Source organism: Actinotalea lenta, from assembly GCF_030586465.1.
Classification (GTDB): domain Bacteria; phylum Actinomycetota; class Actinomycetes; order Actinomycetales; family Cellulomonadaceae; genus Actinotalea; species Actinotalea lenta.
This window is the reverse complement of the sequence record NZ_JAUQYP010000001.1, coordinates 1,191,944-1,211,237: the sequence shown is the minus strand read 5'-3', so window position 1 is coordinate 1,211,237 and position 19,294 is coordinate 1,191,944. Positions and strand designations below refer to the sequence as shown.

The following is a 19,294-nucleotide window of genomic DNA, read 5'->3' as shown; positions in this document are numbered from 1 at the left end:
CCGAACGCGCCGGCGGCGCCGGTGACCGCAAGCACCTGCCCGGACCGCAGCTGCAACGAGTCAAGAGCGAAGCGCGCGGTCATCGCGTTCATCGGAAGCGTGGCCGCCTCGACGTCGGAGGCGCCGGCCGGCACCCGCACGACCGAACGAGCGGGGACGACCAGGTCGCTGCGGTAGGCCCCGTGCGGCCCGGACGGCAGCACGATCGCCATGACCCGATCCCCCGGGCCGATGCCGGTATCGACGTCCGCCCCGACCTCGACGACCACGCCGGCCGCGTCCATGCCGGGCACCGCACCGGGCGGCAGGGGGGCAGGTCTGTCGTCTCGCAGGCCGCTGCGCACCCCCGTGTCGGTGGGGTTGACCGCCGCTGCGGTGACGCGGATGCGGACGTCTGACGCGCCGAGCGGTTCGGGCGGCACGTCGATCTCGTGCAGGGCCTCGGGGCCGCCGTACGTGGTCACTCCGATTGCCGTCATACCGGCTCCAACCGGGTGTCCCCGAGGATGATTCCGATTCGGCGAGACGTCTGCCGACCTGTCGTCGCCCGCTGGCGCCCGGGTCGCAGAGACCTGCCTCGACCCGGATCGACACCCGGCCCCGGTCCCCGGTGCCCGGTGCGCCTGGGCAGATTCGAACTGCCGACACCCGCTTTAGGAGAGCGGTGCTCTATCCCCTGAGCTACAGGCGCTCGCCGCTCCCCGCGACGAGGAGCAGCGCCACGAGCGTACCCGGTCGCGCAGCGGTCCCGAGCACCCGGCGAGGCGCTGCCGCACTCGACGCCGGGGGGCTCACGCCGCACGGTGTCAGAACGGCGGCGAAGCGCCGCCTTCGTCACCGTCGCCGGTCGCGTCGTGGACCCCCGCGTCGTCACGGACCGTCGCGTCATCGCGGACCCTCGCGTCGTCGCGGACCCCTGCGTCGTGGTTGACCCTCGCGTCGTCGCGGACCCCTGCGTCGTCGTTGACCCTCGCATCGTCGCGGATCCCCGCGTCGGCAGCGGCTTCCGCTGTGCCCTGGGCGCCCCTCCCGGCAACCCCGTGCCCGTCGATCCTGCGGTACGCCTCGTCCCGCCCCGGCACGACGCGATAGGTCCGCCCGAGCGGCGTCGTCCACTCGAACACGCCGGGCGCCACCTGGCGCAGGCGCGCGCCACCGTGGGTCTTGACCTGGTGGTCGCGGCGGCACAGCGGTCCCAGGTTGTCGTGGGCAGTCGGGCCGTCGTCGCGGTCCCACTCGGCGGTGTGGTCGAGGTCGCAGCGGCTCGCCGCGGCGGAGCACCCGGGTCTCACGCACCAGCGGTCGCGACATCGGACGTGTTCGGCCAGCGCGGCGGGTGGTCGGTACCGCATTCGGCCGACGTCGAGCACGGCGCCACTCCTCGCGTCCGTCAGGATGCGCCGCCACGTTGCGTCCGAGGCCAGTTCACGCGCGACGGGCGCCGGGATGGGGCCGTACCCGGCCAGGAACCCCGGTCCGTCGGAGATTCCCGCCAGCACGTCCCACGGGACCAGGACGTCGATCCGGGCGCGAGCCGCCTGCCGGCGCACCGTCCGACCGGGGCCAGTCACCCCTGAGTGGTCGGACTCGCCGGGTGACGCCGGTGCGTCACCCGGCCGGCCCGGGCCGGCATGGACCCATTCCGGCACCGTCGTCTCGGCGGCCCGCGACGCGGGGCCACGCCCCGCCACCCCCGGCCCCTCGATCCGTCCGATCACCAGGTCCGCCAGCAGGTCGGCGCGGAGCTGGTCCAGCGTGCGGGGGTCGCCCGCGGCGCGACCACTGCGCGCCAGCGAGTCGAGCGTCGCGTCCATGCGCGTCGCCTCCGCAGCGGGCAGCGCGGCCCACCAACCCGCCATCCCGTCCGGCAGCGCCTTGGGCCGGTCCACCCGTCGGCGACGCTCGGCCAGGCGGCAGTTCTGCGACGCGCCCCGCGGGTCGACGACCACGAGCGCCTGGGCGACGTCGCGCGTGAGCTGCGAGACCGTCCGGCACGGCGCGTCCGGCAGCACCATGTCCTGGACCTCCCACGCCACGGGCAACGGCTGCTCGACCAGCGCGTCGACCAAGACGCGCGCCCGAGGCAGGTCGAGCTCGCCCCGGGCCAGCATCTCCCCCGTGGCCGCGAGCGGGCCGTCGAACGCGCGCCCGTCGGTCACCAGGCGGCGGGCCGCACGGCGCGACCAGCCCAGTGCCGGCGCGAGCTCCTCCGCGGTGACGTCCGTGACGGACACCGCGCCGGCCGCCGACGGCCACACGGGATTCATCACTTCGCGGCGGGAGAGCTCCGCAGCGGCGCGGGCCGCGCCCGCCTGAGCCCAGGACACGATCTTCTGGTAGTCGACGGCTGCCTCGAGCAGCGCCTCATCGCTCGCCTGCTCCGGGTCCCCGCGCTCCAGGAGGTCCACGAGCGCCGCTCCCGGCACCGCACCGGCCAGCAACTCCGTGGTCCACTCGGCGCCGCCGCACGCCACGGCATCCGCCCCGTCCGGGACCCGACCCGAACCGAGGAAGGGTGGGGCCTCGCTCGTCACGTGCACCCGCCCCCCGTTCACGTCGTCGACTTGATCGAACGTATGTTCGAACCCTATCCCCGACCGCCGACACGCGAACGACCGCTCCTCGCGCACACCCCGCTCACCGCCCGGCAGGTCACCACGCCCCCTCGTCCCCGACGCGCTCCCCGCAGCGCTCACCGCGACACCCGGCAACCCACCCACACTGCGACCCACGCCGCGTCGTGCGAGCATCGCCCGCATGGCTCGCTCCCGGTTCCGCCGCGGCGCGGGCGCGGTGATGGCCGTCAGCCCGTACCGCCGGCACCGCGCCCAGCGCGACGCGGAGCGCGCCCGAACCACCCCCCAGCGCGAAGCAGGGGGCGCCCCACCCCAGCACTCCCCCGACCCCGTCACCGGCATCACCGTGCTCGACACCCTGCTGGACAAGGCGGTCGCCGTCCCCTCGGCCGCCGTGCACGAGCACGTCCGCCGGGTCAGGGCCCGCAACCCGCACGCCACCCCGGCCCAGGTGATCGACCTGCTCGGCAAGCGCTACCTGCTCGCGGTCGCCGCATCGGGCGGCGCGGTGGGCGCGGCCGCGGCAGCACCGGCCGTCGGCACCGGAGCGAGCCTGGCGCTGACGTCCTCGGAGGTCGCGACGTTCTTCGCCGCGTCGTCGGCCTACGCCCTGGCCGTGGCGAGCGTGCACGGCATCGAGGTCACCGAGACCTCACGCCGACGCACCCTGCTGCTCGCCACCGTGCTCGGCGAGCAGGGCTCGCGGCTGGTCGGCACCCAGACCGGGCTCAGCGCCGCCGGCTGGGCCCGTGCCGTGCTCGTCAACATGCCGACCTCGACCATCAAGCAGGTCAACCGCGTGCTGACCAGACGGATCGTGCGCACCCAGCTCACCCGGCAGAGCGCGCTCGCGATCGGCCGGGTCGCCCCGTTCGGCATCGGCGCGGTGATCGGCATCGGTGGCGCCAGGGCGATGGGTCGCACGGTGATCACCGGTGCTCAGCGCGCGTTCGGCCCGCCGCCCGACCGATTCCCGCAGGTCCTCGAGCTCCCCGCACACCCCGCGGACGTCCAACCGCCCCGCCTCGCGTCCGCGGACTGAGGGGCACGCAGCTACCACCTGCGGTGCACGTGCTCCCGGATGCGCTCGTCGTAGATCCGCTCGAGCGCGTCGAGCGTCTGCCGGTCCAGCGGCGCCAGGTCCGCAGCGGCTGCGTTCGCGCGTGCCTGATCCGGCCTGCTCGCCCCGGGGATCACGGTCGTGACACCCGGCTGGTCCACGATCCAGCGCAGCGCGAGCTGGGCCGTCGTCGCACCCTCGGGCGTGTACCGCGCCACCTCGGCCGCTGCCGCGACCCCCACGTCGTAGGGCACGCCGGCGAACGTCTCGCCGACGTCGAACGCCTCACCGTGCCGGTTGTAGGAGCGGTGGTCGTCCGCGGAGAACGTCGTCGACGCGTCGAACTTGCCGGTGAGCAGCCCGGAGGCCAGCGGAACCCGCACGATGATCCCCACCCCCGCCTCGGCCGCAGCCGGGAGCACCTGCTCGAGCGGCTTGCGGCGGAACACGTTGAGGATGATCTGCACGCTCGCGACGTTCGGCCGCGCGATCGCGGTCAGCGCCTCGTCCACCCGCTCGACGCTGACGCCGTACGCCTTCATGACGCCTTCGTCGACCAGGGTGTCCAGCGCGTCGTAGACGTCGTCCTGCCGGAACACCTCGGTGGGCGGGCAGTGCAGCTGGACCAGGTCGAGCGTGTCCATCCCGAGGTTCTCGCGGGACCGGTCCGTCCACACCCGGAACCGGTCCAGGGTGTACGCGCCCGCCACGTGCGGGGCCGCACGGCGACCCATCTTGGTCGCGACCATCAGACCGGCCTGCGGGCCGCGCTGCGCCAGCAGCCGCCCGATCAGCCGCTCGCTGCGGCCGTCTCCGTACACGTCGGCGGTGTCGAGGAAGGTGACGCCGGAATCCACCGCCGCGTCGAGGATCGCCATCGCGGCGTCCTCGCTGACCTCTCCCCAGTCGGCGCCGAGCTGCCAACAGCCCAGCCCGATCACCGACACCTCTCGCCCGGTCCGTCCCAGTGCTCGCATCTCCACGACACCGACGCTACCGCGCGCTGGCGACGCCTTCATGCGCCATCCCCAGGACGCGCCGGGACGCGCGAACGGTGGCACGCTGACCATCGATGAGCACCCGCCACCGCCGTGCACCGCAGCGCAGCACCGTCCTGCCGGTCCCCGCCGAGCAGGCGTTCGACCTGCTCACCGACGTCCGGCGGCACGCGGACTGGGTCCCGTTGACACGCATCGACCTGCTCGGCCCCGCGGACGAGCGCGGGCACCTGGTGCGGGGCGGAACGTTCGTCGCCGTCACCGGGCTCGGGGCCCGGCGCACCGGATCGCCCGCACCGAGGCGACGTGAGCACCTGCGGCTCGTGGATCGCATGCGACTGGAGCACCTCGACCCGCCGCGCACCGCCGACCGGCACCCCGGCAAGGCCCGCTACCTCAAGCTCGGACCGGTGCTGACGGGCTGGGCCGAGGTCGTCGTGCACCCCCTCGCGACCGACGTGTGCGAGGTCGAGTGGACCGAGCGGATCGGCGTGCGCGGTCTCCCGGACGCCGTCACCGGTCCCTTGGGATGGCTGCCCACGACCGCGATGCTGCGCACGGTGCTCGCCCGGGCCTCCCGCACCGCCACCGAAGGGTCCTGACGACCACGCGGGGACGTCACCGCACCGGAGGCCCGGCTCGCCACCGGGACGCGGGAGCCGGCCCACGGACCCCGCCCCGGACGCCGCGCCCCGCCCACGCAACGAATCTCCGCCCGATGCCCCGGCCACGCAACGGATCGCCACCCGACACGCATCGTCGCGACGAGCCGCACGGCCCCCGCCGGACCTAATCTCGAAGGACAGCCAGCGTCGGCTCACTGCCCGCCTCCGGCCCGCGACCGCACCAGCGGCTCGCCGCTGGGCCCGAACCGCGAAGGAAGCACCCGCATGACGCGCACCGCCACGCCCCGGCACTACCTCATGTGCCGCCCGACCTACTTCGAGGTCTCCTACGAGATCAACCCGTGGATGGACACCGCGATCGAGACCGACGCCGCGGTCGCCGTCCGCCAGTGGGAGGCGCTCCGCGACGCGTACCTGGCCTGGGGTCACACGGTCGAGTACATCGACCCGATCCCCGGCCTGCCGGACATGGTCTACGCCGCCAACGGCGCCACGGTCGTCGACGGCCTGGTCTACTCCGCGAAGTTCCGCCACCCCGAGCGCCAGCCCGAGGGGCCCGCGTACCAGAAGTGGTTCGCCGACGCGGGCTTCGTGACCCACACCGCGGAGCAGGTCAACGAGGGCGAGGGCGACATGCTCGTCGTCGGCGACGTGATCCTCGCCGGGACCGGGTTCCGCACGGACCGCGCCGCGCACCGCGAGCTCGCCGAGCTCAGCGGCCGCGAGGTGGTCACCCTGGAGCTGGTGAACCCGCACTTCTACCACCTGGACACCGCCCTGACGGTGCTCGACGCCGACCCCGCGCACCCGCTCATCGCGTACCACCCCGAGGCGTTCTCCCCGGCGTCGCAGGCGGTGCTCGCCGAGCGCTACCCCGACGCGATCCACGTCGCGGCGTCCGAGGCCGCGCACCTGGGCCTCAACGCCGTGTCCGACGGCCTGCACGTGGTGGTCGCACCGCGCGCCACCGGCTTCGCCGAGCAGCTGCGCGAGCGCGGCTTCGAGCCACACCCGGTGGACACCACCGAGCTGCTCAAGGGCGGCGGCGGCGCCAAGTGCTGCACCCTGGAGATCCGGCGATGACCACGCTGCGTGCAGAGCCCGGCGCGGACGACGTGCGCGCCGCGCCGACTCCCACCGGCCACCTCGCGCACAACTACCACCCGCTGCCCGTGCGCCTCGTCTCGGGCGAGGGCGCCTGGGTGCGTGACGCCACGGGCACCGCCTACCTGGACCTGCTGGCCGGCTACTCCGCACTGAACTTCGGCCACCGGCACCCCGCACTCGTCGCCGCGGCGCACGCCCAGCTCGACCGACTCACCCTGACGTCGCGCGCGTTCGACCACGACCTGCTCGACGTGTTCGCCGACCGGCTGGCCGGCCTGCTCGCCCCGCTGCTGCCCGCCGACCTCGTGCTGCCCATGAACACCGGGGCCGAGGCGGTGGAGACCGCCGTCAAGGCCGCCCGCAAGTGGGGCTACGACGTCAAGGGCGTGCCCGACGGCCGGGCCACCATCGTCGTCGCGTCGGGCAACTTCCACGGCCGCACCACCACGATCGTGTCGTTCTCCTCCGACGACGACGCACGCCGCGGCTTCGGGCCGTACACGCCGGGGTTCCGGGTCGTCCCCTACGGCGACGCCGACGCGCTGGCCGCCGCGGTCGACGAGGCCACCGTCGCCGTGCTCCTCGAACCCGTGCAGGGCGAGGCCGGCGTCATCGTGCCCCCCGCCGGATACCTGGCCGCGGCCCGCGCGGTGTGCGACCGGGCCCGTGCGCTGCTCGTGCTCGACGAGATCCAGTCCGGGCTGGGCCGCACCGGAACGACGCTCGCGTGCGAGCTCGCCGGCGTGCGCCCGGACCTCGTGACGCTGGGCAAGGCCCTGGGCGGTGGCATCGTCCCGGTCTCCGCCGTGGTCGGACGCGGCGACGTGCTCGGGGTGCTGACCCCGGGCACCCACGGCTCGACCTTCGGCGGCAATCCGCTCGCCTGCGCGGTCGGCCTCGCGGTGATCGACCTCCTGGAGACCGGCGAGCCGCAGGCCATGGCCCGCGAGCTCGGCGCGCACCTGCACGCACGGCTGGCGGCGATGGTCGACGACGGACTGCTGCTCGGCACGCGGGGCGTCGGGCTGTGGGCCGGGGTGGACGTCGACCCGGCGTGGGGCACGGGCCGGGACCTGTCCGAGGCGTTGCTGGCGCGCCGGGTGCTCGTCAAGGACACCCACGGCTCGACGGTGCGTATCGCGCCGCCGTTGACGATCTCGCGCGGCGACCTGGACCAGGGCCTGGACGCCCTGGGGGACGCGCTGCGCTGAGCCCGTCCCCACCGGGCCCGTGATCCCCCGGCCGCGGCGCGACCAGCGCCACGCGGGCCGTGGCGCCGTCGTCGCGAGCCGCAGCGTCGGGCATGCTGTGCCTGTGGCCAGCCCGACGCCGGAGAACCCCGGCCTGCTCGACCCGCTCGACGCGGCGATCCTGGCCGTGCTCGTCGAGGACGGCAGAGCCAGCTACGCGCGCATCGGCGCCCGTGTGAACCTGTCCGCGCCGGCCGTCAAGCGCCGCGTCGACCGGCTGCTCGAGCGCGGTGTCATCGACGCGTTCACGGTGCGGCTCGACCCGGCGACGCTCGGCTGGGGCACCGAGGCATTCGTCGAGGTCCACTGCACGGAGCAGACCAGCCCCGCCCGGATGCGCGACACCTTCGAGTCCTACCCCGAGGTCATCGCCGCCTCGTCTGTGACCGGCGACGCCGACGCGGTCCTCGAGGTCCGCGCGCACGACATGCGGCACCTCGAGCAGGTCGTCGAGCGCATCGCGGCCGAGCCCTTCGTGCTGCGCACCCGATCCACGGTGGTGCTCAACCCGCTCGTGCGCCGCCCGGGACCCGGCCCGCGCTGACGGCGGGCGGGCACGGACTCCTTGATCGCCACCCCAGGGCGGGCACGGATTCCTTGATCACCACCCTGGGTGGGTTACCAGTGGGGGGTGGTGGGCGCGTCGTGGGTCTTGGTGGTGACCACCATGACGGGGCACGCCGAGTGGTGCAGGACGGCCTGGCTCGTGGAGCCCAGGAGGAGGCCGGCGAACCCGCCGCGGCCCCGCGAACCCACCACGACCATGTCGACCGCGGTGGAGAACTCGGTCAGCAGCGCCGAGCCGACCCCGTCGAGCACGTGCCGCCGCACCTGGACGTCCGGGTGATCCGTCAGCGCTCGATCGACCACCACGTCCAGGCCCTCCGCCACGTCACGCAGTACCGCCTCGTGGTCCACCGCTGCGGGCAGCCACGCGAGCAGACCGGCCCCCGTGCCCACCGGGACGGCGGCGACCGCGGTCAGCTCCGCACCCCAGGCCTCCGCCTCGACGATGGCCCGTTCGAGGGCGAGCTCGGCCGACGGCGACCCGTCCACCCCCACGACGATCCGACGTACCGGCAGCACCTCACGCGTGACCGGCCAGTGCTGGTGCGACTCGCGCTGCACGGTGGACTCGCCTTCCGCGCGGTAGGGCACGACCACCGTCGGGCAGTGCGCGTGCGCGGGCAGCGCGGACGACACGGTGCCCAGGAGACGCTCGGCGAAGCCGCCACGCCCGCGGGTCCCGACCACCACCAGCGACGCCCCGCGCGACAGGTCCACGAGCACTGCGGCCGCGTCCCCGCTCGCCGTCGCGGAGGTCACCGTGACCCCGCTGCCGGACAGCCGCTCCTCGGCCTCCGCCAGGACCGCGGCGGCACCCTGGGCGAGCACGGTGTCGTCCACCGCCGCATACCCGCCGTCCAGGCCCGCTGCCGCGAAGGAGGGCACCGTGTAGCTGCACACCAGGTGGATCGGGCAGCCATGGACCCTGGCGTACGCCGCTGCCCAGTCCACGGCGTTCAGACTTGCCGGAGACCCGTCGACCCCCACCAGTACGACGTCACCGTCGGTCATCACTGCCTCCCGTCACACCATCAGTCTGCCCCGGGGCCCGGAGCACGCGCAGCCCGTCAGGCGGCCAGGTAAGCCTTCCACGTCGGGTGCGGTCGGGTCAGGGCCGACAGGACCACCGCGCGGCGGGGCGGCCGCGGCGTGGTGCGCAGCTGCCAGCCGATCTCGGAGAGCAGGTGGTCCGCCTTGCGATGGTTGCACCGCGCGCACGCCGCGACCACGTTGGTCCACTCGTGCGCGCCGCCGCGCGACCGGGGCAGCACGTGGTCCACCGTGTCCGCCGGACCCGAGCAGTAGGCGCACCGGTGCTCGTCACGCTGCAGGACCGTGCGTCGGGTGGGCGGTACCGCACCGCGGTACGGCACGTGGACGTAGCGGGTCAGGGCGAGGACCTGAGGAGCCGGCACGGAGAGCCACTCCGAGTGCAGCAGGCTGCCGTCGGTCTCCAGCACGACGGCCTTGTCCGTCAGCACCAGGCTCACCGCGCGCCGCAGGCTCACGACGCACAGCGGCTCACGACTCGCATTGAGCACCAGGACTCGACGTCTGGTGCTCGACCCCACCGCCGGGGTCTCGGTCTCCTCGGTCACCGTCACAGCGGACTCCCTCGCCCGTTCGGACCCGGCTGGCTGCCGGGTCGGGGGTCTGGCGAGGCCAGAGTACGCGACCCACCCGCGCGGTGGACTGCGCCGCACCCGGGCACAGCACAGGGCCCGGGCCGTGACGGCCCGGGCCCTGTGTCGAGGAGAGGTCAGCCGGTGACGCGGATGAACACCGGCGCCGACTGCCAGATCGCGCGGAACTGGATGGTCTTGCCCGGGCGCGGGGCGTCGATCTGCATGTTGCCACCGGCGTAGATCGCCACGTGGCCGGGCGACCAGATCAGGTCACCGGGCTTGGCGTCGGCGCGGGAGATCACCTGGCCCGCGTAGCGCTGGGCGGAGGAGGACCGGGGCAGGGAGATGCCGAGCTGCGCGTACACGTAGGACGTGAACCCGGAGCAGTCGAAGCCGCTCGGGCTGGCGCCGCCGTACACGTAGGGGACCCCGACGTACCGGGATGCGATCTCCAGGACCGCGTTCCCGTTGACCGTCTGCGGGATCGGGTTGTTCGCGACCGGCGCGGGGGCCCGGGTCGCGGACCGCGCGGTCACGGTGCGTCGCACCACCACGACGGGCTTCGGGTTCTCCTTGACCTCGATCTTGGGTGACTCGAAGTCCCAGGAGACGTCCTTCGGCACCGCCACGACCGGGGAGGTCGACAGGGCTTCGCGCACCGGGGCGGTCAGGGCGGTCGTGTCCACCGAGGGGACGGCGTCCGCGCGGCTCTCCGACGAGGCCGCAGCGGCCGGCATCGCTGCCGAGAGGACCATCCCGCCGGCCGCAGCCACGACGGCGCTGCGGCGGCCGACCACGGCAAGGCTGCCGGTCGCGGCACTGGCGAGGTCGTCCAACGAGGTCAGGGGGCGACGGGCCGCTCGGTGCCGGGCCCGGCTGGGGGTGCTGGTCACGCGTTGCCTCTCCGTATGCCTGCGGGGTGAGCTGTCGGGTTCGGATGGGAGATCACCCGGCCCCGGTCACGCTCTCGCGATCCCGGGACTTCACCCCAAGGGCTTGCGCCCGTTCTGGTTCCCCCGCTCCTGCCAGCGGTCCACGGACCCCGGTCGGCGGCAGGACTCGGCAAGTCCGACCAGGGGCGTGTCCGGAGGAGGGTCCGTCACGCGACACGCACGCTACCCGAGGGATCACGGGAATGTCACGTTCCGGTCACGGTCGAGGCGTGTGGTGTTCGCCACGCGACTCCCGCGACACAAGGGGGCAGGCCCGTCCGACGTGCGGGCGGAACGCCGTCAGGCCGGCCGCAGGAAGACGTGCCGCGCGACCTCGTCCGGCAGCTCGAGCACGAGCTCGGAGCCGTCCACGCTCAGCGTCACGTCCGCCTCGCCGCGGGCCACCCGGACCCCCCGGCCGGGCAGCACCCCGGTCCGCATGAACCGCGCGAGCAGCTCGGGGTCCGTCTGCACCGGCTCGCCGAGCCGGGCGACCAGGCCCTGGCTGCCGTCCGGCATGTCGGTCACGGCCGCGACGCCGTCCAGGAAGGCTCTCCGGGGCGCCGCCCCCCCGAGCTCGTCCAGGCCCGGGATCGGGTTGCCGTACGGCGACTGCTCAGGGTGGTCGAGCAGCTCGACGAGGCGCTGCTCGACGCGTTCGCTCATCACGTGCTCCCAGCGGCACGCCTCGTCGTGCACGAGCGACCACTCCAGTCCGATCACGTCCGTGAGCAGCCGCTCGGCCAGGCGGTGCTTGCGCATGACGCGGGTGGCGCGCACCCGGCCCGCGGCGGTCAGCTCGAGGTGACGGTCACCCGAGACCACCACCAGACCGTCGCGCTCCATGCGCGCCACGGTCTGCGACACCGTCGGCCCGGAGTGCCCGAGGCGCTCCGCGATCCGGGCGCGCAGGGGAACGATGCCCTCTTCGTCGAGCTCGTAGATGGTGCGCAGGTACATCTCGGTGGTGTCGATGAGATCGCTCAACGTCGTCGGCCTCCCGTGCCCGTGCCTGGGGCAAGGCTACGGGTCCGGGGCCCCTCCGCGCCCGGACGGACCGGAGCCCGGACCCACGGCCCTAGGCTTGCGCCGTGGAAGCGGACGCGATCACCATCCCCCCCGACCTGCTCCCCGCCGACGGCCGGTTCGGCTCCGGGCCGTCCAAGGTCCGACCGGCCCAGGTCGCGGCGCTCACCGCCGTGGGCCGCACGCTGCTGGGCACGTCCCACCGCCAGGCGCCGGTGCGGGGCCTGGTGCACCGGGTCCGCGAGGGGCTGGCCGAGCTGTTCGACCTGCCGGACGGGTACGAGGTCGCGCTCGGCAACGGCGGCTCCACGGTGTTCTGGGACGTGGCGACGTTCGGGCTCGTCGAGCGGTCCGCCCAGCTGTGCGCGTTCGGTGAGTTCGGCCAGTCGTTCGCCACAGCGGTGCGGACCGCGCCGTTCCTCGACGAACCGCAGGTGCGCACGGGTGAGCCCGGCACCCTCGTGCTGCCCGAACCGGCGGACGGGGTGGACACGTACGCCTGGCCGCACAACGAGACGTCCACGGGGGTCATGGCGCCCGTACGCCGACCGGTGGCCGGGGGCGACGCCCTGGTCCTGGTGGACGCGACGTCGGGCGCGGGCGGCCTGCCCGTCGACATCGCCCAGACCGACGTCTACTACTTCGCACCCCAGAAGTCGTTCGCGTCCGACGGCGGGTTGTGGCTCGCCCTGCTGTCCCCGGCGGCCGTCGCCCGTGCCGAGCGCCTCGCCACCGAGCGGTGGACACCACGGTCGCTGTCCCTGGCCGTCGCACTGACGAGCTCGCGCGCCGACCAGACGCTCAACACCCCGGCGATCGCGACCCTGGTGATGCTCGCGGAGCAGATCGACTGGCTGCTCGCACACGGCGGCCTGCCGTGGGCCACCGCGCGCACCGCCGAGTCCGCGGCGCACCTGTACGGCTGGGCCGCCCTGCGCGAGTGGGCGACCCCGTTCGTCACCGACCCGGCTGCGCGCAGCCAGGTGGTGGGGACCATCGACCTGGTGGGCGTGGACGCCGCAGCCGTCGCGCGGGTGCTGCGCCGGCACGGGGTCGTCGACGTCGAGCCGTACCGCCGCCTGGGCCGTAACCAGCTGCGCGTGGCGATGTTCCCCGCCGTGGACCCCGCAGACGTCCGGGCCCTGACCGCATGCGTCGACCACGTGGTCGAGCGACTGGCGTCCTGAGGTGGACGACTCCGCTGCCCTTCCCGCCTCGGCGAGCCGTCGGCTGGTCCGCGACCGCCTGACGGTCGCCCTGGACGTCACGTTCGTCACGTGGGGCTGGTTCATCTACGTCTTCTCACCGACGGTGCCGTTGCTCGCCGCCGAGCAGCACATCTCCCGCGGCGTCGCCGGGCTGCACGGCACGGCGATGGCCGTCGGGACCGTGGCCACCGGTCTGGTCAGCGAGCGCGTCGCGTTCGCCCTCGGGCGCAAGCGCCAGCTGTACCTCGCCATGGCGGTCATGTCGATCGGCGTGACGCTGCTCCTGGTCGGGCCCGGCCTGGCGGCCACCCTCTCGGCGTGCGCCCTGACCGCCGTGGGGGGCAACCTGATGCTCGCGGCGACCCAGCCCGCGCTGCTCGGGCACCACGGCCCGGCCGGGCCCGCGGCCGTCACCGAGGGCAACGCCTACGCGACCACCGTCGGCCTGCTCGCCCCGGTGGTCCTCGGCCTCACGGTCGGGGCCGGCTACGGCTGGCGACCCGCCGTGGCCGTGACCGTCGTCGCGGCAGCCGTCGCCACCGTGCTGCTCGCCGGCATCCCGGCCGCCGGGCCGCTCGGTCACCCGACGCACGTGGAGGACGGTGGCACGCGCGTGCCGCTGGGCCGGGCCTTCCGGTTGCTCTGGGTCGCGACCGTGGCCGGGATCGCGATCGAGTTCGCCACCACGTTCTGGGCGTCGGACCTGGTGCGCGTCTCGACGGGCGCCCCGGAGAGCGTGGCCACGGGAGCGGTCGCCGCGCTCCTCGCCGGCATGACCGCCACGAGGTTCGCCACCGGCACCCTGGTGCGGCACGTGCAGGCCTCGACGGTGCTCCTGGCCGGGTACGCGGTGGCCGTCGCGGGGTGGCTCGTGCTGTGGCTGGCCACGGTGCCGTGGCTCGCGGTCGCCGGCCTGGCCCTCGCGGGCCTGGGGTACGGGGTGCACTACCCGCTCGCGCTGTCCCTGCTACTCCAGGCCGCGGGCTCCCGGCCGGACCTCGGCCAGGCCCGTGCGCTGCTGGGCGCCGGGGTGGCGATCGGGCTGTCCCCGTTCATCCTCGGGTCGGCCGCCGACGTCGTGGGCCCGCACACCGCCTTCCTGCTCGTGCCCGCGCTCGCCGCACTCGCGGCGACGTGCGTGGCCGTCGAGGCCCGGGGGCGGGTGGGCGTGCCGGTGTGAGTCAGGCGGCCGACGCGTCGTCCCTGGCCCGCTGGTCCGCGAGCGCGAGCGCGGCTTCCTCGCGTACCTCCCGCTCCTGCGTGAGCGTGAGGTACCGGACCTCGACGTGGGGGCGGGCCCGCAGGTGGTAGTGCACCTCGACGTTCCACGCCCGTCGCGCCCACAGCGCCGCGCCGCCCGCGATGAGCAGGGTGCCGATCGACCCGATGCCCACCGACCAGCGCGCGCCGAACTGCTCGGCCACCCAGCCCACGATCGGCGAACCGATAGGGGTGGCCCCGATGAACACCATCATGTAGAGCGCCATCACGCGTCCGCGCATCTGCGGGGTCGTCGACGTCTGGATGGCGGAGTTCGCCGCGGTCATCATCGTCAACGACGCGAGCCCGACGGGGATGCACATCACGGTGTACAGGAGGTAGGTGGGCATCATCGCCTGCACACCCATCGCGACGCCGAACGCCAACGCGGCCCCGAGCACCAGGCGCACCCGCGGCCGTTCACGCCGAGCCGCCAGCAACGCACCCGACAGCGAGCCGATGGCCAGCACCGACCCGAGGATCCCGTACTCGCCCGCACCCTTGCCGAAGACGGTGCGGGCCATCATCGCGGACGTGAGCTGGAAGTTGAGGCCGAAGGTGGAGACGACCCCCATCACCACCATGATCACCATGATGTCCGAGCGGCCCCGCACGTAGCGCAGGCCCTCGCGCAGCTGCCCCCGGCGCCCGCCGGCCGCCCGCGGGAGCTCGCGCAGCTCCGAGGTCTGCATCAGGGCGAGCGCGAAGATCGTCGCGGCGTAGGACAGGCCGTTGATGACGAACACCCAGCCCGACCCCACCCAGGCGATGAGGAGACCGGCCAGGCCGGGGCCGATCAGCCGGGCCGCGTTGAACGACGCGCTGTTCAGCCCGACGGCATTCGGCAGCTTGTCCGCGGGCACGAGCTCGGCGACGAAGATCTGCCGGACGGGCCCGTCGAACGCGGACACCACGCCGAGCAGCAGCGCGAACACGTACACGTGCCACAGCTCGGCGTGACCGCTGAGCACCAGGGCCCCGAGCCCCAGCGCCAGGGCGCCCTGGGCGAGCTGCGTCATCACCAGCAGGAGGCGCCGAGGCATGCGGTCCGCGAGGACGCCCGCCCACGCGGACAGCAGCAGGGTCGGCAGGAACTGCAGCGCCGTGACGACACCGACGGCCACACCCGAGTTGTCGGACAGCCGGGTCAGCACGAGCCAGTCCTGGGCCACGCGCTGCATCCAGGTGCCAGTGTTGGACAGCAGCGCCCCGGCGAACCACAGGCGGTAGTTCGGGTAGCGCAACGAGGCGAAGGTGGGGCTCACCTGGTGGCGATCCTCTCCAGGAGCACCGCGGCGCGCGCCAGGACCTCGCGGTCGGCGGGGTCCAGCTCGGCGAGGCGTTGGGCGAGCCAGGCGTTCCGCCGCCTCCGGGTCTCCTTGACCTCCGTCATGCCGGCCTCGGTGAGGGACAGCACCGTCTGGCGGCCGTCGTTCGGGTCCTCGTCGCGCCGCACCAGGCCCGCATCGACCAGGTGGCCCACCGTGCGCGACATCGGCGGGGTCTGCACGTGCTGGTCCTCCGCGAGGGCCGTCGTGGTCATCGGGCCGCGGTTCGCCAGCGCCGCGAGGGCCGCGTACTGGCCGTCGGTGATCTGCTCGCTGCTGCGCTCGAGGCGCATGCGGCGGGTCGCACGCGTCACCGCGACCCGCAGGTCACCGGCGAGCGGCGCGGGGCGGCACGCCGAAGGAGGCACGACCACGGGGCCGTCACTGCGCTCATCCCCGCTGCTGGTCATGTCCTTATCGTAGGTCATTACCTCGGGTAACGATCACGACATCCGGTCCATTCCCGCGGACGGAGCAGCGGTGCGGGAGGATGGCGTCAGGGGCGCCCGAGCGCCCGGTACGTCCAGCCGGCGGCTCGCCACGCGCGCGGATCGAGCACGTTGCGCCCGTCGACGATGCTGCGCCGCGCGACGAGCTCCCCGAGTCGCTCGGGGTCGAGCTCGCGGTACTCCGGCCACTCGGTCGCGAGGACCACGACGTCGGCACCCGCGGCCGCCTCCTGGGGCGTCTCCGCATACCGCAGGGACGGCCACGCCCGCCGAGCGTTCTCGAGGGCCTTCGGATCGGTGACGACGACGGTGGCGCCCTGCAGCCCCATCTGGGCCGCGACGGACAGCGCGGGCGAGTCCCGCACGTCGTCGGAGTCCGGCTTGAAGGCGGCGCCGAGCACCGCGATGCGGCGCCCCACGATCGAGCCGTTGCAGACGTCCCTGGCCAGGTCGACCATCCGCACGCGGCGGCGCATGTTGATCGAGTCGACCTCCTTGAGGAAGGACAGCGCCTGGTCCGCGCCCAGCTCCCCCGCGCGCGCCATGAACGCGCGGATGTCCTTGGGCAGGCAGCCGCCGCCGAAGCCCAACCCCGCGTTGAGGAACTTGCGCCCGATCCGCGCGTCGTAGCCGATCGCGTCGGCGAGCTTGGTCACGTCCGCCCCGGTCGCCTCGCACAGCTCGGCCATGGCGTTGATGAAGGAGATCTTCGTGGCCAGGAACGAGTTGGCGGCGACCTTGACCAGCTGGGCGGTCGCCAGGTCCGTGACGACCTGGGGCGTGCCCTCGGCCAGGGGCGCCGCATAGACGTCGTCCATGACGGCCGACGCGCGCTCGCCCTCCGCGCCGGAGGGGACGCCGAGCACGATCCGGTCAGGGTGCAGGGTGTCCTGCACCGCGAAGCCCTCGCGGAGGAACTCCGGGTTCCACACCACCGTCGCGCCCGGCTGGGCCTGCGCCACGTGCTCGGCGATCCGCTCGGCGGTCCCGACCGGCACGGTCGACTTGCCCGCGACGACGTCCCCGTCCCGAAGGTGCGGCAGCAGCGCCTCGACGGCCGCGTCGACGTAGCTCAGGTCAGCGGCGTTCTCGCCGCGGCTCTGCGGGGTGCCGACGCAGATGAAGTGCACGGACGCCCCGGCGACCGCCGAGATGTCGGTCGTGAACGACAGGCGTCCGGTCGGCGCCACCCGGGCCAGCAGCTCGACGAGACCCGGCTCGTAGAACGGGGCGCGGCCCGCAGCGAGGAGCGCGACCTTCGCGGCGTCCACGTCGACGCCGACGACCTCGTGACCGAGGCTCGCCATGGACGCCGCGTGCACCGCCCCGAGGTAGCCGCATCCGATGACCGAGATCCGCATGTCCTGCCTCCTGTGCCTCTGACCGCGTGGGCGCACCGATCCTTCCACGAAGCAAGGACGCCGGTGTGGGCCCGGCGCGCGGCGATCGCGACGGCCGCGAAGGTCGCGGCCGTCGCGATCAGGTCAGCCGACGAGCGACTGGATCGGCCCTCGGACGAAGTAGACGACGAACAGGGCCGCGATCAACCAGATGAGCGGATGCACCTTCTTCGCCTTGCCGACCGCGAGCTGCAGGAGGACGTACAGGATGACGCCGGCCCCGATGCCCACCGTGATCGAGTAGGTGAAGGGCATCAGCACCATGGTGAAGAAGGCAGGGATCGCGAGCTCCCACGACCGCCAGTCGATGTCGAGCACCTGGGTCACCATGAGGAAGCCGACGATGACGAGGGCCGGCGCCGCGGCCTCAGCCGGGATGATCTCGACGAGCGGCGACAGGAACGTCGCCAGCAGGAACGCCACACCGGTGACCACCGACGCCAGGCCGGTCCGGGCGCCGTCGCCGACGCCCGAGGCGGACTCGATGTAGCAGGTGTTCGAGGAGACGCCCGACGCGCCGCCGGCGATGGCTCCGATCGAGTCGACCACCAGGATCTGCTGCGTGCTGGGCGGGTTGCCGTCCTTGTCGTTCAGGCCCGCCTCGGCACCGACCGCGACCATCGTGCCCATCGTGTCGAAGAAGTCGGCGAGCAGGAGCGAGAAGATGAGGACGACCGCCAGCACCGCCGAGTGCGCGAACGGACCCAGCACCGAGAAGTGCCCGAGCAGCGAGAAGTTCGGCGTCGCCACCACCGCGTCCGGGAACGCCGGCACGGTCGAGCGCCATCCCGCCGGGTTGCCCGCGCCACCCGCGTAGCCACCGACCTTGGCGACCGCCTCGACGACGATCGCGATCAGCGTCGTGCCCAGGATCGCGATGAGGATCGCGCCACGCACCTTGCGGACCATGAGCACGACGGTGAGCAGGAGGCCGATGACGAAGACCAGGACCGGCCACGTCGTCAACGAGCCACCCTGGCCCAGGTCGACGATCGTCCCGGCGCCCGGGGTCACGAAGCCCGCGTCCACGAACCCGATGAAGGCGATGAACAGCCCGATGCCCACGCTGATCGCGGTCTTGAGCCAGGTCGGGACCGCGTTGAACACCGCGCGCCGGAACCCGGTCAGGACCAGCACGAGGATGACGACACCCTCGACGACGACGATCCCCATCGCGTCCTGCCAGGACCACCCAGCGGTGGTCGCGATCGAGTAGGCCACGACCGCGTTGATGCCCAGGCCGGTCGCCAGGGCGAGCGGGAACCGGGCCACCACACCCATCATGATCGTCATGACGCCGGCGACCAGGGCCGTCGTCGCCGCGATCGTCGACCCGCTGGCCAACGAGTTCCCCAGCGAGTCCTGCCCGCCGAGGATGATCGGGTTGAGCACGATGATGTACGCCATCGTGAAGAAGGTCACCAGGCCACCACGGATCTCGGTGCCGATCGTGGAGCCGCGTTCGGTGATCTTGAAGAAGGAGTCGAGGGGACCCACCGACGTCGGCGGTGCGGTCTCGGTCGTCTGCGCCATGGACCAGAGCGTGGCAGAACCGCGCGTCGAACCTATGTCGGTGTACGCATGCTGAACGCCGGGCCGAACCTGGCTGATCCGTCGGGCGCCGCCCCTAGGCTGAGGCCGTGCACCGCTTCCTCGAGCCGAGCCGGATCACGCCCCTGCGGGTCGACCTGCGGCGGGTGTTCTGGGCGGGCATCGTCCTGTGGCTCGCCGCATTGCTGACCGTCTGGGTCCTGGCCCTCACGGGGCACCCGACCGGCCGCGGCCTGTGGATCTGCGCGACCGGCTGCGTGCTGGGCTTCCTGGCGCTGGACTGGGAGCGCCGACACCACACGCGGTGACGAGCCGGGCCGCCCCGGCCCGT

Annotated in this window: 19 protein-coding genes, 1 tRNA gene and 1 riboswitch; of the genes, 8 read left to right on the top strand and 12 right to left on the bottom strand. The window is 73.6% G+C overall.

Annotated elements, in window-relative coordinates:
- The 3 genes from Q6348_RS05680 to Q6348_RS05670 all read right to left on the bottom strand — a co-directional run.
- Positions 1–479 (bottom strand): quinone oxidoreductase family protein (locus Q6348_RS05680; protein WP_304600329.1); only part of this gene is annotated, 479 nt, incomplete at its 3' end.
- A gap of 139 nt (positions 480–618) precedes the next feature.
- Positions 619–691: transfer RNA gene (locus Q6348_RS05675), tRNA-Arg, on the bottom strand.
- Between the two features lie 115 nt (positions 692–806).
- Positions 807–2,555, bottom strand: a complete 1,749-nt coding sequence (locus tag Q6348_RS05670; RefSeq protein ID WP_304600328.1) for an HNH endonuclease signature motif containing protein — start codon at positions 2,553–2,555, stop codon at positions 807–809.
- 202 nt (positions 2,556–2,757) lie between these two features.
- Here Q6348_RS05670 and Q6348_RS05665 point away from each other — a divergent pair, with 202 nt between their 5' ends.
- Positions 2,758–3,618, top strand: coding sequence for a hypothetical protein (locus Q6348_RS05665; RefSeq protein ID WP_304600327.1), 861 nt, complete (start codon positions 2,758–2,760; stop codon positions 3,616–3,618).
- 11 nt (positions 3,619–3,629) lie between these two features.
- Here the strand turns inward: Q6348_RS05665 and Q6348_RS05660 are convergent, their stop codons facing one another.
- Positions 3,630–4,619, bottom strand: a complete 990-nt coding sequence (locus Q6348_RS05660) for an aldo/keto reductase (protein WP_304600326.1) — start codon at positions 4,617–4,619, stop codon at positions 3,630–3,632.
- 89 nt (positions 4,620–4,708) lie between these two features.
- On the opposite strand from Q6348_RS05660, the gene Q6348_RS05655 reads away from it, so the two are divergent.
- The 4 genes from Q6348_RS05655 (at position 4,709) to Q6348_RS05640 (ending at position 8,161) form a co-directional block, all read left to right on the top strand.
- Positions 4,709–5,236 (top strand): SRPBCC family protein, encoded by a 528-nt coding sequence (locus tag Q6348_RS05655; protein ID WP_304600325.1) that lies wholly within the window; start codon positions 4,709–4,711, stop codon positions 5,234–5,236.
- 288 nt (positions 5,237–5,524) lie between these two features.
- On the top strand, positions 5,525–6,343 hold the full coding sequence (ddaH, locus tag Q6348_RS05650; RefSeq protein WP_304600324.1) for a dimethylargininase: 819 nt from the start codon (positions 5,525–5,527) through the stop codon (positions 6,341–6,343).
- The gene (gene rocD / locus Q6348_RS05645; protein WP_304600323.1) at positions 6,340–7,578 is read left to right on the top strand and encodes an ornithine--oxo-acid transaminase; all 1,239 of its coding nucleotides are present in this window, start codon (positions 6,340–6,342) and stop codon (positions 7,576–7,578) included. The genes ddaH and rocD overlap by 4 nt, the downstream gene beginning before the upstream one ends.
- A 103-nt stretch (positions 7,579–7,681) precedes the next feature.
- Positions 7,682–8,161: an Lrp/AsnC family transcriptional regulator gene (locus Q6348_RS05640; RefSeq protein WP_304600322.1), complete on the top strand. Its 480-nt coding sequence runs from the start codon at positions 7,682–7,684 to the stop codon at positions 8,159–8,161.
- A gap of 74 nt (positions 8,162–8,235) precedes the next feature.
- Here the strand turns inward: Q6348_RS05640 and Q6348_RS05635 are convergent, their stop codons facing one another.
- From Q6348_RS05635 to Q6348_RS05620, 4 genes are all read right to left on the bottom strand, one after another.
- Positions 8,236–9,195: a universal stress protein gene (locus tag Q6348_RS05635; protein WP_304600321.1), complete on the bottom strand. Its 960-nt coding sequence runs from the start codon at positions 9,193–9,195 to the stop codon at positions 8,236–8,238.
- Positions 9,196–9,251: 56 nt separating this feature from the next.
- A complete protein-coding gene (locus tag Q6348_RS05630) occupies positions 9,252–9,788 on the bottom strand; it encodes an HNH endonuclease (RefSeq protein WP_304600320.1) in 537 nt (178 codons plus the stop codon).
- 155 nt (positions 9,789–9,943) lie between these two features.
- On the bottom strand, positions 9,944–10,702 hold the full coding sequence (locus Q6348_RS05625; RefSeq protein ID WP_304600319.1) for a C40 family peptidase: 759 nt from the start codon (positions 10,700–10,702) through the stop codon (positions 9,944–9,946).
- Positions 10,703–10,704: 2 nt separating this feature from the next.
- Positions 10,705–10,884: riboswitch (cyclic di-AMP (ydaO/yuaA leader) on the bottom strand.
- A 157-nt stretch (positions 10,885–11,041) separates the two neighbouring features.
- On the bottom strand, positions 11,042–11,728 hold the full coding sequence (locus Q6348_RS05620) for an iron-dependent transcriptional repressor DtxR (protein ID WP_304600318.1): 687 nt from the start codon (positions 11,726–11,728) through the stop codon (positions 11,042–11,044).
- 104 nt (positions 11,729–11,832) lie between these two features.
- On the opposite strand from Q6348_RS05620, the gene serC reads away from it, so the two are divergent.
- Both serC and Q6348_RS05610 read left to right on the top strand, forming a co-directional pair.
- Positions 11,833–12,954 carry a phosphoserine transaminase gene (serC, locus tag Q6348_RS05615; protein WP_304600317.1) on the top strand — a complete coding sequence of 374 codons (1,122 nt, stop codon included), beginning with the start codon at positions 11,833–11,835 and terminating at the stop codon, positions 12,952–12,954.
- 1 nt (position 12,955) lies between these two features.
- On the top strand, positions 12,956–14,155 hold the full coding sequence (locus Q6348_RS05610) for an MFS transporter (protein WP_304600316.1): 1,200 nt from the start codon (positions 12,956–12,958) through the stop codon (positions 14,153–14,155).
- A 1-nt stretch (position 14,156) separates the two neighbouring features.
- Here the strand turns inward: Q6348_RS05610 and Q6348_RS05605 are convergent, their stop codons facing one another.
- From Q6348_RS05605 to Q6348_RS05590, 4 genes are all read right to left on the bottom strand, one after another.
- Positions 14,157–15,500: an MFS transporter gene (locus tag Q6348_RS05605; RefSeq protein ID WP_304600315.1), complete on the bottom strand. Its 1,344-nt coding sequence runs from the start codon at positions 15,498–15,500 to the stop codon at positions 14,157–14,159.
- Positions 15,497–15,973: a MarR family winged helix-turn-helix transcriptional regulator gene (locus tag Q6348_RS05600; RefSeq protein WP_304600314.1), complete on the bottom strand. Its 477-nt coding sequence runs from the start codon at positions 15,971–15,973 to the stop codon at positions 15,497–15,499. Before Q6348_RS05600 ends, Q6348_RS05605 begins: the two co-directional genes overlap by 4 nt.
- Positions 15,974–16,059: 86 nt before the next feature.
- Entirely contained in the window at positions 16,060–17,373 is a 1,314-nt protein-coding gene (locus Q6348_RS05595) for a UDP-glucose dehydrogenase family protein (protein ID WP_304600313.1), read from the bottom strand.
- Positions 17,374–17,496: 123 nt separating this feature from the next.
- Positions 17,497–18,945 carry an NCS2 family permease gene (locus Q6348_RS05590; protein WP_304600312.1) on the bottom strand — a complete coding sequence of 483 codons (1,449 nt, stop codon included), beginning with the start codon at positions 18,943–18,945 and terminating at the stop codon, positions 17,497–17,499.
- Between the two features lie 107 nt (positions 18,946–19,052).
- On the opposite strand from Q6348_RS05590, the gene Q6348_RS05585 reads away from it, so the two are divergent.
- A complete protein-coding gene (locus Q6348_RS05585) occupies positions 19,053–19,271 on the top strand; it encodes a DUF2530 domain-containing protein (protein ID WP_304600311.1) in 219 nt (72 codons plus the stop codon).
- Positions 19,272–19,294: the final 23 nt, after the last annotated feature.